This is a genomic window from Bacillus sp. RE35 (genome assembly GCF_052146655.1).
GTDB lineage: Bacteria > Bacillota > Bacilli > Bacillales > Bacillaceae_G > Bacillus_A > Bacillus_A cereus.
This window is the reverse complement of the sequence record NZ_CP197377.1, coordinates 3,519,672-3,532,648: the sequence shown is the minus strand read 5'-3', so window position 1 is coordinate 3,532,648 and position 12,977 is coordinate 3,519,672. Positions and strand designations below refer to the sequence as shown.

The following is a 12,977-nucleotide window of genomic DNA, read 5'->3' as shown; positions in this document are numbered from 1 at the left end:
AGAAATTTTGCTATTATCTATCTTTTTTGATATAAAATGCACGGAAAGTCAAGCGTTAATTTTACATGGAATGGATACATGTGTGAACGTTACCTTATTTTTTCTCAATACAGGACAAAAAGTGAAAATAGTAAAATAATGGAGCGGGACACTATAAATGTAAGGTAGGGGAGAGCATGAAAGGCTATTCAAAGAAAATGTTAGTAGGGGTAAGTTTTGCTAGTTTAATGTTAGGGAGTTTTCAAGGGGTCAGTTTGGCAGAAGATACTAAGGGAGAGCAAGTTTCTTATCGAAATGTGCTCAAAATGGAGCCAGTCGGTGTACAACTACCAGTACAAGAATTAGCTCATTCATCGAAAGTGCTCGAAAGCGAGTCTTTTGAGAAAAGGTTACAATTTGCCGATTTATCACAAAGACCACCTGAGATGAAAAAAGAAAGTAAGCAATTAGCTGTAGCGAAAACTTATACAATTGCTGAATTAAATCAATTAAGCAATCAGCAGTTAGTAGATTTACTTGTAACAATTGATTGGGAGCAAATTACGGGGCTATTTCAGTTTAATACAGACAGTCTAGCATTCTATCAAAATGATAGTAGGATGCAGGCGATTATTGATAAATTGAAGCAGCAAGGACAAGCCTATACGAAGGATGATTCAAAAGGGATTGAGACATTAGTGGAGGTATTGCGTTCAGGATTTTATTTAGGATTTTATAATTCGGAACTTAGTAAATTAAATGAACGGAGTTATCATGATAAATGCTTACCTGCATTAAAAGCGATAGCTAACAATTCAAATTTCAAGCTGGGTACATTAGAGCAAAATAGAGTGGTATCATCATACGGAAAGTTAATAGGAAACGCTTCGAGTGATGTGGAAACGATAACATCAGCTGCAAAGATTTTTAAACAATATAATGATAATTTTTCTACATTAGTAGATAATCTTTCAGCTGGAAATGCTATTTACGATATTATGCAAGGTGTTGATTACGACATTCAATCGTATTTGTACGATACGAGGAAAGCACCGAAAGATACAGTATGGTATCAGAAAATAGATAGTTATATTAATGAACTAAGTCGTTTTGCATTAATGGGAACGATTACAGCAAAAAACGGTTGGCTTATTAATAATGGCATTTATTATACAGGTAGACTCGGTACATTCCATAGTACAGGAACGAAAGGGTTACAAGTTGTAACAGATGCGATGAAAATTTATCCGTATTTAGGGGAGCAATATTTCGTAGCTGCTGAGCAAATCGCAACGAATTATGGCGGAAAAGATGCAAATGGTAAAGTGGTGAATTTAGATCAAATAAGAGAAGATGGAAAGAAAAAATATTTGCCAAAAACGTATACGTTTGATGATGGGGCAATTGTTTTAAAAGCTGGAGATAAAGTGACAGAAGAAAAAGTAAAACGTTTATATTGGGCGGCAAAAGAAGTGAAGGCACAATTCCATCGTACGGTTGAAAGTGATCAACCTTTAGAAAAAGGAAATCCTGATGATGTACTAACGATGGTTATTTATAATAGCCCAGCAGAATATCAATTTAATCGTCAATTGTACGGTTATGAAACGAAAAACGGTGGTCTTTATATAGAAGGAACAGGTACGTTCTTTACTTATGAGCGTACGCCAGAAGAAAGTATTTATAGTTTAGAAGAATTATTCAGACACGAGTTCACGCATTATTTACAAGGTAGATATGAAGTACCAGGGTTATGGGGACAAGGGAAAATATATGAAAATGAAAGATTATCTTGGTTTGAAGAAGGGAATGCTGAATTTTTTGCAGGGGCAACGAGAACGGATAATGTTGTACCGAGAAAGAGTATTATAGGAGGATTATCTTCAAATCCAGCAGAGCGTTATACGGCAGAGCGAACGTTAAATGCAAAGTATGGAACGTGGGATTTCTATAATTATTCCTTTGCTTTACAATCGTATATGTACAATAAGAGATATGATATGTTCGATAAAATACATGATCTTATTAGGAAAAATGATGTAACAGCATATGATGCATATCGCTCTACATTAAGTAAAGATGCGAATTTAAATAAAGAATATCAAGACTATATGCAAATGCTAGTTGATAATCGTGAGAAGTATAATGTGCCATTAGTATCAGACGATTATTTAGCGAATCATGCATCGAAGCCAGTTTCAGATATTGCAGCAGAAATAACAGCGGAAGCAAAATTGAAAAATGTATCAGTGAAGAAAAATAAATCACAGTTCTTTAATACATTCACACTACAAGGAACATATACAGGAACTGCAGCAAAAGGAGAATATGAAGATTGGAAAACAATTACACAAAACGTTAATGATACGTTAAAACGTTTAAGTGTAAAGGAATGGACAGGCTATAAAACAGTAACAGCATACTTCGTAAATTATCGCGTGAATGCATCAGGACAATTTGAATATGATGTTGTGTTCCATGGTATTGATACGGAAGAAGGGGCAGAGAATAAAGCACCAGTTGCGGTTATAAACGGTCCGTATAGTGGAAATGTAAATGAAGCAATTTCATTTACAAGCAACGGATCAAAAGATGAAGATGGGAAAATTATTTCATATAAATGGGAGTTTGGTGATGGAGCAGTAAGTAATGAGCAAAATCCAACTCACGTATATACAAAAGAAGGAGTGTATACGGCTAAATTAACAGTAACAGACGATAAAGGAGCAACTAATACTGCTACAGCGACTGTAACTGTTCAAAAGAAAGAAGATAACAGTGTAGAAAAAGAACCGAATAACTCATTCCAAACAGCAAACAAACTGCAGTTAAATCAAGTTTTACGTGCTAGTTTAGGAAATGGCGATACAAGTGACTTCTTTGAAATTAATGTGGAGAATGCTAAAAACCTTCAAATTAACGTAACGAATGAAAATAATATCGGAATGAACTGGGTACTTTATTCTGAAGCAGATTTAAATAATTATGTTACGTATGCTCAGCAACAAGGGAATAAACTAGTAGGTAGTTACTACACGTATCCAGGGAAGTATTATTTACATGTGTATCAGTATGGTGGTGGAACAGGGAATTATACGGTGGAAGTGAAGTAGTAAAAAGGGAGTTGTCTTTTTCAATGAATGGCACAAGGTCTGTACTTTAATGAAAAAACAACTGCAGGAAATGTCCCTAATGATAATAACAAATTAAGTATCGCGAGATATTATATTTACATTAAACAAATCTAATCAGTAAATGAGATAAAATCGATGAACTAGTATTTCATCACGATGTAAGAAAAGTTATAAATATTAAGTGTTTTTAATTGAATTAAACTAAAGGATCAGAGTATATCTGTAACAATAGATAAGATCTGATCCTTTTATGTAATTAACTAAATAGAAAATTGTTATCACGTTAGCAAGGGATACTAATAGAAAAACGTGTCCCTTTACCTAATTCACTCTCTATCTCTATATCTCCGTTTAATTCTCTAATAATACTATAAGCAATCATAGTACCAAGCCCAGTTCCTTTTTCTGTTGTTGAATAGAATGGCAAAGCAATTCGTTTTATTTGTTGAGATGACATCCCAATTCCTGAATCAATAATATCAATTATGATATTTTCTTTTACTTTTTGTATATTTATTTGTAATAATCCACCATTTTTCATAGCCTCAATTCCGTTTTGGATGATGTTGTTTAGACAGAGTTTGAATTTTTCGGGGTCCCCATTTATATAAAAGGAATCTGTACTATTTTGTTTGATTTCAACTTTGTATGACAGAGCGAGTGGTGAAATAGTATCTTTCACCTGATTTAAAATGTGATTAATATCTATTTTCTCTTTTAGGGTGTTCTGTGGTTTGGTTAAAGATAAATAGTTATTAATAGTAGATTGTATTTGCTGCATTTCAATTAACATGATTTCTAAGTATTGCTCCTGAGATAGCTTAGAGGCATGTTTTTCATTTAATAATTGAGTGAATCCATGTACCGTGGTTAGTGGGTTGTGGATTTCGTGTGCAATTGACGCTGCTAGTTCGCTAGCTATATAAAATTTTTCAGCCCGTTGCAGTTTTTCTTTCATTTTATATTTCTCAATCATTTCCTCTATAAAATAAACTGATAATAATACTGTGAAAATATTAATGACTATATAATTTAATAAAAATTCTATGAGAGTAGAGTCTATTTTACCTCCTGTATTTATTTGAGTTACAATACCGCAAATAGAAAGTGAAGCTGTACATACTAAAATAAGAAGTAAGCTTAATAATATCTTTTTTTCTTTAAAATACATAGGTAATAAGTAACGAAAGAGCATTGTTATACCCAAAATAATAGTGAAGATAATAAATGATGGAAGAACGCCATTTCCTCCTAAGTAAAACCGGTAAGAAAGATATAAAATTCCTATAAAAACAATGTTTTTTGTATTTCCATATAGAAAAACTAATATAATAGGAATAAAACGTAAATCATAAATAAATCCCACATGTAAATGAAAAGGAAAAGTCATACAAAAAATAATAGCAATGGAGGAAAGGATAGAAAATAACATATTATTACATGTTATTTTTTCTTTAAACTCTAGCCAGAGTACGTGATAGCTAAGGATACAAATTATTATAATAAAGGTATTTAATAAAAGAGTAGAAATTCCCATAGTTTTGCATCTCCGATAGTTTGTAAGTAGAATTATGTATGAGTTGGACAAAGATGTTTAGTATTAGTAGACTTTTTATCTAAAAAGGAAGGGTACTTGAAAAGTGCTGTTATATTACTCGTATTAAAATCGATAAGGAAAATAGAAAAAATAATAGATAAAAAATCTATTTAAATTCATGTGCATATGAAATTATAAACTAACTTTTGTATAGGTAAAATTGGGATTGAGTTACTGATAAAATAAGGTCCTTTAAGTATGAATATTCTGTGAAAATGATATGTGTGGTGACTCCTGTTTTGTAGCCTTCGTTATATTAACATGGAATATATCAAATTACAAAGTGAAATTTTAGAAAAATTTTATTAGTACATTTTATCTGAAATAGAAATGCTATTTATTTGAGTATTTTGGTACTTCCTCGTATAAAACTTTGTTAGAAAAAGATTTTAAAATTTATAAGTTTTTTATGAAGTGTAATATTGTAGCTTTATCTATGTGGCTTTCTCAATAACTATTAAGGCAGAAAGTTAAAATATATAGGTTTATAGATATGAATTATTACATAAAAACGCACTTAAAAAAGGATGTATGATGGTAATAGAATACAAACATCAAGGGGGAACTTAAAATGAAGTTAAATAAACTAGTGCTTAGTTGTGGAGTAGTTTCAGCATTAACACTTGGTGTGTTAGGGAATAATACTTATGCTGAAGAAGTACACAAAACGAATGATCCAATTCATGTAGTTGAACATGTTTCTGCAGACTTATTATTAACCCAAACAATGGATTATAGTGGCGAGGCTGTAACTTCTTTCGTATATGATGGGAGTACTGACTTAAGCTTTTCTATGAAAAATAATGGTCAAAATACAATGGGATATAGTGTAAAAGGTCCAAATACAGAGCTAATTGTTGGTGGTTATATAAAACCTGGAGAACAACAAATTAATGTTACAAATGTACGGAATGCTTTATCTCCATTGCCGAATGGAACATATAAAATTTACGTTTCAAATGATGATGGTTCTAAGGGGCAATTCCAAGTTTCAGTAAGATCTATGAATTAAATTTAAAACGCTTTGTTTTTAAGTTAATTTAATCTTTACTTATTGGAAAGAAGCTAAAGTGAATTGAGAATTACCGATAAAAATGAAAACGAGCACCTTATCTAATTGTGAGAGGGTGTTCGTTTTTTGCTATTAAACAGAAAATAATTATAAATATATTTTGATATTCCCATTGCTAACCTACTAGATTGTGTCAACTAGAGAATGTCTACTATAAAACATATTAAAATAAAGATGATGTAACATTCCGCTAAATTATATGGGGAGATAGAAAAACCACCCTTATATGAGTGGTTTTAGTAATTATTTTTAGGTTATACATTTAAAATTAGGCTAAGTTATAGAAATAATAAACATTTAATCCGTTGTTATTATTTTGGTTCTGGATAATGATTGTAGTATGAGATTCTAATAAATTCTTGGTAGACATTTGTTAATTTTGCATCTCTAAGAGCATCGTTGAATTTTTGCATACGTACACTCCCTTGAGCGTAGCCTCCACCTGGAGTATAAGGGTTTCTTGCTTCAAAGTCATCCAAAAATACTTTTAATTTTTTATAGTCTTGAGATTGATAGAAAGCCACGGCCTCTTCAGGAGTGACATCAAAGTAAGAGGATGACGTTGAGTTATAAGAAGCTGCTTGAGCAGTAGGTGCCTCTAGCATAGTTGCAGCTCCACCGAACATAGTAAGCGCCATAGAAGATACAATAATTTTTTTAAACATAATAAAACCTCCATGTAGAATATTGGATTAATAGTAACCCTGTAATCATTATAGTTACGGTGAAAATGATTATCAAATGCAATATTGCATAATATATTCCGCTATTTTTGGGCAGTAAGACTCCCGCCCAAAAATTCAATGAAAGCAAGGAAGTTAGATGGGAATCGGGAGGATTAAAGTTTCACTTTATTCTTTGAACGAGAAGTCACCTTTATATTTAAATGGAGGAGTGTAATAGATTAGAAGAGGTGTATAAGTTACTCAGGTTAACAAGAAAATGAAGAAGATATTTTTAATAGGGGAAAGCTTAATAACTGGAGTAAAGGAATTGCTATTTATATATTTAACATACATATTTGTCTTTTAAATTGTAGACGTGTTTTAGAATTTGTATATAGTAAATTCGTTAAAAAACTTGATAAATAATAAAATGTGTAAATTTTTTGACTATTTTATTAAAATTATTTAATATTTGTAATTTATTGTTTTATAATGATAAATGGGTCGATCGTGAATGTTTTAGATATTGCGATATATACTCGGATTAATTTATTCTAGGGAGGTTACAAAATTGGGTAAGAGAGTCATTATAAGAGTTTTTACATTATTATCAGTACTGGCATTATTCCTTAATGTATTTTTACCTAGGGCTAGTGCAGAGGTTATGACGCATGAGAAATATTCAATGGACTGGAGTTATAGTAATAGTCTAGGTAAGTACATTCGCACTGAAATGATTAAAAATTCAAGTGGTCAAATTGCTTATTGCTTAACCCTTGGATTAAAATCACCAAATGGTGAAGATCTTCCTGAAATGGGGAAAACAGATAATGTAGTATATAGAGTCTTATTAAATGGTTTCCCGCAAAAAAGTGCTGAACAGCTGGGAGTGGCTAATAAAAATGAAGCGCATTATGCAACGCAACTTGCGGTTTGGAATGCATTAGGTCAACTCGATGTAAATGAATTAAAACATGAGAATAAAAATGTTGAAAAAGCAGCTAAGGCTATTATTAGTAATGCTAATAATAGTGAAGAGACTCAAGATGTTTTTATGAATGTGATTCCTGCTGAAAAGCAAAAAGCAGAATTAAAGGGTGAATTCTTCGAAACAAATCTATATTCAGTACAAACAAATGCTAAGAGTGGTTCTTATAAGGTAGTAGCGAAAAATGCACCTAATGGAGTTAGAATTGTAAGTGAAAATGGAGAAGTGAAAGATCAGCTTTCAGTTGGAGAAAAATTTCGTATCCAAATTCCTAAGAATACAAAAACGGGTGAATTTAATTTAAGTGTTGCTGCTAATTTAACTAAAGTTCAAGCAATTGCTTACCGTGGTACGGATACTGTTCAGAATGCTACAGTACTATTAGAGAGAAATGAAGAAAAGCTTAGTAGTGATCTTGCAGTAAATTGGGAAGCAGCTGGTTCTTTAAAAATTAAAAAGGTTGGAGAAAATGGAGAAGTTTTAGCTGGTGCAGTATTTGAGGTCTTTAATGTAAATAATGAATCAGTCGGAAAAATCACGACTGGTGCTGATGGTATGGCAGAATTAAACAACTTACCAATTGGTACTTACACATTAAAAGAAATTAAAGCACCAACAGGCTATGTTTCAGATGATAAACCACAAACTATTGAAGTTAAGACAGGAGAAACAGGAGCTGTCCAAATAGTAAATAACAAAGTAAAAGGTAGCATCGAAATTAAAAAGCTTAGTGATTCAGGAAAGATTTTACCAAATGTTGAATTCACAGTCTTCACTGAAGATGGAAAAGAAGTGAAAAAAGTAGTAACAAAAGAAAATGGAATTGCAAACGTTGAAGGTCTTACGTATGGTAAATATTATTTCTTAGAGACAAAAACACCTAATGGATATATTGGAAATAAAACAAAGTATCCTTTTGAAATTAAAGAGCACAATAAAACACTTACTTTTACAGTGGAAAATACCGAAGTGAAAGGTAGTGTAAAATTACTAAAAGTAGATAATGAAGATATTAGTAAAAAATTAGAAGGTGCAGCATTCGAGCTAAAAGATGCAAGTGGAAAAGTAGTTGGGGAATATAAGACAGATAAAAATGGTGAGATTAACGTCAAAGATTTAGCGTATGGTAAATATTCATTTGTAGAAAAGGCTTCTCCAAATGGTTACGTTCTTGTTAAAGAACCGATTATGTTCGAAATAAAGGAACATGGAAAGATTATTGAGCTATTGGCAGTTAATCATCTTATCAAAGGTGATCTAGAAATTACAAAGGTAGATGTAGCTGATGGAAATAACAAGCTTCCAAATGCAGAATTTACGATTTATAACGAAGCAGGAAAAGAAGTAGTAAAAGGAAAAACAGACGATAAAGGAATCGCTAAATTTGAAAAGTTACCATTTGGAAAATACACATATAAAGAAACTGTTGCACCAAAAGGTTATGTATTAAATGAAGAAACGTTCTCTTTTGAAATTAAAGAGAATGGTCAAATCATTAAACACATTGTCAAAGATGAAAAGATTCCTTCAATAGAAACAAAAGCTACTGATAAAACAGATGGTACAAAAGAAATGCACACGTCTAAGTCTGTAACAATCCAAGATAAAGTGGAATACAAAGACCTACAAGTAGGCAAAGAGTATACTTTAAAAGGTAAATTAATGAATAAAGAGACTAATAAACCATTAGTTGTAAATGGTAAAGAAGTAACTGCTGAAACGAAGTTTACACCAAAAGAAGCAAATGGTTCTATTACACTAGATTTCACTTTTGATGCAACTGGTTTAGAAGAAAAAGAAGTAGTAGTATTCGAAGAGTTATTGAAAGACGGAAAAGTTGTTACGACACATGCTGATATCAATGATAAAGGTCAAACAGTTAAGTTCGTTAAGCCATCAGTAAAAACGACAGCAACAAACAAAGCTGATGGTGGAAAAGAGATTCATTCAAAGGATTCTATCACAATCCAGGATAAAGTGGAGTACACTAACTTAGTTGTTGGTAAAGAGTACACTGTAAAAGGAAAATTAATGAACAAAGCTATTAACAAACCATTACTAATTGATGGTAAAGAAGTAACAGCTGAGACTAAATTTACTGCAAAAGAAAAGAACGGTTTTGTAACATTAGACTTTACTTTTGTTGGTGCTGAACAGCAAGGAAGAGAAGTAGTTGTGTTCGAAGACTTATTACATGAAGGGCAAGTAATTGCAACTCATGCTGACATTAACGATGTAGGTCAAACAGTTCGATTTGTAGAACCTTTTATTAAAACGACAGCAACAAACAAAGCTGATGGTTCTAAAGAGTTAGATGCTTCTAAATCTGTAACAATCCAAGATAAAGTGGAATACCAAGACTTAATCGTGGGTAAAGAGTACGTAGTAAAAGGTAAACTAGTGGATAAAGCAACAAACAAGCCATTATTAGTTGATGGTAAAGAAGTAACAGTAGAATCTAAGTTTACTGCTAAAGAGAAGAATGGTTCTATCACATTAGACTTCACTTTCAATGCTTCTGCATTACAAGGTAAAGAAGTAGTAGTATTTGAAGAACTGTATCAAGATAATATATTAGTAGCTATTCACGCTGAAATTGAAGATAAGGGACAAACAGTGAAATTTAAAGAGGGAAAATCGGAACAACCAAAACCAGAACAGCCAAATTCAGGTAAAAATACGACAACACCAGAGCAACCTAACGAGCAAGTAAAAGAACAACCACAACTTAAGAAAGAAATTCAATCTAAAATTGGATGGTTACCGCAAACAGGTACTAATCTTACAAGTTGGATCTCTATGGCTGCAGGAGCATTACTGTTAATTGTTGGTGGAGTGATTTTCTTAAAACGTAAAAATGCATAGAAATTAAAAAATAAGCACATCTGTTTTTATAACAAGATGTGCTTATTTTTATCATTTTAGCCAAGAAGACTCCTATATTTAAGCGTGAATGGCATTTAAAATAGCAACCATATTTTATAGGTAATTTTGAACAGTTAAAAGAAATATTACAGGAGGGTGAAAAGCAAGGAGTTTTTCATTTCTTCTCCATAAATCATACAATACATTGGATCACTTCTATTGTTTTATTTCCAAAGTTTAAAAAGTTTATTGATTTTTTAGGACCAAATGAAACGAATGATACAAATCATGAATGGATGCCAGAAAACTTAGTGGACAGGATTGTTACTGCATTAACAGATAAACCTAATGTGTAAATTATTCAGTGTTTATGAATTCTATTATTACTATTTAAAGCCTAATTTCTCAATGTATTGTAGAGAAATTAGGCTTTTTTTATCAATTCATTAAAGTTTTTATAATTCAAGGACTCAAGTTAATGATTATATTTTCAAGTATTCGTTTTGAGCTATATAGATATAGTTTTCGTTGCAACTGTTTGTTGAAATATTTTATCATGCTCAACAATAACCATTGTGGGATTAAATTGTTGAATAAGTTCTTCAATCTGCATGCGGGAATAGATATCTATAAAATTTAGTGGTTCGTCCCATATATATATATGAGCTTTTTCACATAAACTTTTAGCGATAAGCAGTTTTTTCTTTTGTCCACCAGAATAATGAGATATATCTTTTTCAAATTGAATTCGGTCAAAGTCCATCTTACTTAGGATGGACTTAAATAAGGTTTCATCAATCTTGTGCTCTTCAATAAAGCCTGATAGCGATCCCTTCAAATGAGAAGTATCTTGTTGGACATAGGAAATGATGAGTCCTGTACCTAAAGTAACTAAGCCTGTATGCTGTATCGGATGTCCTAGAATTAGTTTTAGGATACTACTTTTTCCGCTCCCATTCGTTCCATCAAGTACAATTCGGTCACCTTGTTCAACTATGAAGCTAATCGGCTCATTCACAATTTGATCATTATACTTAACGGACACGTCAACTAAAGTAACCAATTCATTTGATTTAAATTGCAATTGTTCCAATTTTAATGACTCAGTTTTTTCCACATTTTTTAGTAATTTTGATTTTTCCTCAATAGCTTTTTGTTGCCTTGATTCAAGGTTTTTTGCTCTTTTCATCATCTTGGCTGCTTTATGTCCTACAAACCCCTTATCCAACTTAGAGCCTGAATTCCTCGTTCCATTTTTTGAAGCTTCCACGTCATTAGACCAACTTGCTGAACGTTTGGAAGACTGTTTTAATCGCCCTATGTCTTTTTGTAGACGCTCATTTGTAGCCTTCTCGTGTTCTTGCTGTCTATCAAAATTTAACTTCCAAGAAGAATAGTTACCACTTTGAACTTCAATATTTGCTCTATTAATAGATAGGATATGGTCAACGCACCCATCTAAAAAGATTCTGTCATGTGAAATTAAAATAAATCCTTTTTTCTTCCTTAGATAATCGGAGACTATCTTTCGTGCATCTGTATCTAAGTGATTTGTTGGTTCATCAATTAATAGAAATTGACCCGCATTTAAAAACAGTGCAGCAAGCAACACTTTTGTTTGTTCCCCATTTGATAATGTTTTAAATGGTCTGTACATGACCTCAGCATCAACATTTAAATAGGATATCTCACGTAGAAGTTCCCAATCTGCGGCTTGGGGACAAATTTCTTCAAGGATTTCATGAGTGAATTTGTTCTTATCTGAAACAGAGTAGGGGAAGTAATTGAATTCTACTGAAGCAAGGATTTTCCCGCTATACTCATAATTCCCTAACAATAAATTAAAGAATGTCGTTTTACCTCGTCCGTTTCTACCAATAAATCCTAGCTTCCAATCCGTATCTATTTGGAAGTTTACACTTTCAAAAATATTATCAAAGCTACCTGGGTATGAAAAAGTTAAGTCTTGGACCTTTATCATTGACATAATAATTCCTCCTTTATATATCGAAACGTTTCATATAAAGTCGGAGCATCCATCCATTTTTTAATTCCTCTATATAAGTTTGATGGATATTAACGACTTATATAGAGCATTACATGTGTAACAATAGTATCTGAAGTACTCATTTTTCTCGCTCCTTTATTTGTGAAGTACATTTAACAATTAGTAAGTTTCAACTAAGACAAACGGGAATAAAAAAATCCCCCAATTTGTAATCGGAAGGATTAGTCTTTCGTCTATACTTAATAAGTACTTATTAATCATTTGAATCATGACAAATAAAGTATGAACTGAATTTTAAAAATGGATAGACTAACCCTATATTTTGTAGTTTGAAGTTATAAAATTCAACTTAAAATATAAATTAGTTAATCATTATTCATCCATCATTCCTTTCATAATTCTATTTTTAGAGTAACATTCTTTTTAGGGAGATGCAATATTAGCTTCAATTTCATCTAATTCTAAATCATTTATAATTCTTTGAGTAAGGAGATAAAACTTTAACGCCCTTTTTATAAACATCACATTTTTGTTCAATAGGTCATGTCTTTTGTCCGTTAAAAAGGGAGGATATGAAATTGACATCAACTTTTTGTGTAACTATAATAGTTACGGTTGGTTTCGTAAACTAATTTGAATTTCTATTTTAATGATAGTATATTTTCATTC

Annotated in this window: 6 protein-coding genes and 1 pseudogene; 4 read left to right on the top strand and 3 right to left on the bottom strand. The window is 31.8% G+C overall.

Annotation, left to right across the window (positions count from 1 at the left end):
- Window positions 1-176 precede the first annotated feature (176 nt).
- Window positions 177-3,092 (top strand): collagenase ColA, encoded by a 2,916-nt coding sequence (colA, locus tag ACTL4X_RS17965; protein WP_441394934.1) that lies wholly within the window; start codon window positions 177-179, stop codon window positions 3,090-3,092.
- A gap of 304 nt (window positions 3,093-3,396) precedes the next feature.
- Here the strand turns inward: colA and ACTL4X_RS17960 are convergent, their stop codons facing one another.
- Entirely contained in the window at window positions 3,397-4,650 is a 1,254-nt protein-coding gene (locus ACTL4X_RS17960; protein ID WP_000513034.1) for a sensor histidine kinase, read from the bottom strand.
- A 631-nt stretch (window positions 4,651-5,281) separates the two neighbouring features.
- Between ACTL4X_RS17960 and ACTL4X_RS17955 the strand changes: the two genes are divergently transcribed.
- Window positions 5,282-5,722 (top strand): hypothetical protein, encoded by a 441-nt coding sequence (locus ACTL4X_RS17955; protein WP_000773522.1) that lies wholly within the window; start codon window positions 5,282-5,284, stop codon window positions 5,720-5,722.
- A 371-nt stretch (window positions 5,723-6,093) separates the two neighbouring features.
- Here the strand turns inward: ACTL4X_RS17955 and ACTL4X_RS17950 are convergent, their stop codons facing one another.
- Window positions 6,094-6,447 carry a hypothetical protein gene (locus tag ACTL4X_RS17950; RefSeq protein WP_000473483.1) on the bottom strand — a complete coding sequence of 118 codons (354 nt, stop codon included), beginning with the start codon at window positions 6,445-6,447 and terminating at the stop codon, window positions 6,094-6,096.
- 571 nt (window positions 6,448-7,018) lie between these two features.
- On the opposite strand from ACTL4X_RS17950, the gene ACTL4X_RS17945 reads away from it, so the two are divergent.
- Window positions 7,019-10,300: a VaFE repeat-containing surface-anchored protein gene (locus tag ACTL4X_RS17945; RefSeq protein WP_100655036.1), complete on the top strand. Its 3,282-nt coding sequence runs from the start codon at window positions 7,019-7,021 to the stop codon at window positions 10,298-10,300.
- Window positions 10,301-10,404: 104 nt separating this feature from the next.
- Window positions 10,405-10,656 (top strand): annotated as a pseudogene (locus ACTL4X_RS17940) (TetR/AcrR family transcriptional regulator); the annotation flags it as partial.
- A gap of 152 nt (window positions 10,657-10,808) precedes the next feature.
- Here the strand turns inward: ACTL4X_RS17940 and ACTL4X_RS17935 are convergent.
- On the bottom strand, window positions 10,809-12,287 hold the full coding sequence (locus ACTL4X_RS17935; RefSeq protein ID WP_000061798.1) for an Lsa family ABC-F type ribosomal protection protein: 1,479 nt from the start codon (window positions 12,285-12,287) through the stop codon (window positions 10,809-10,811).
- Window positions 12,288-12,977: the final 690 nt, after the last annotated feature.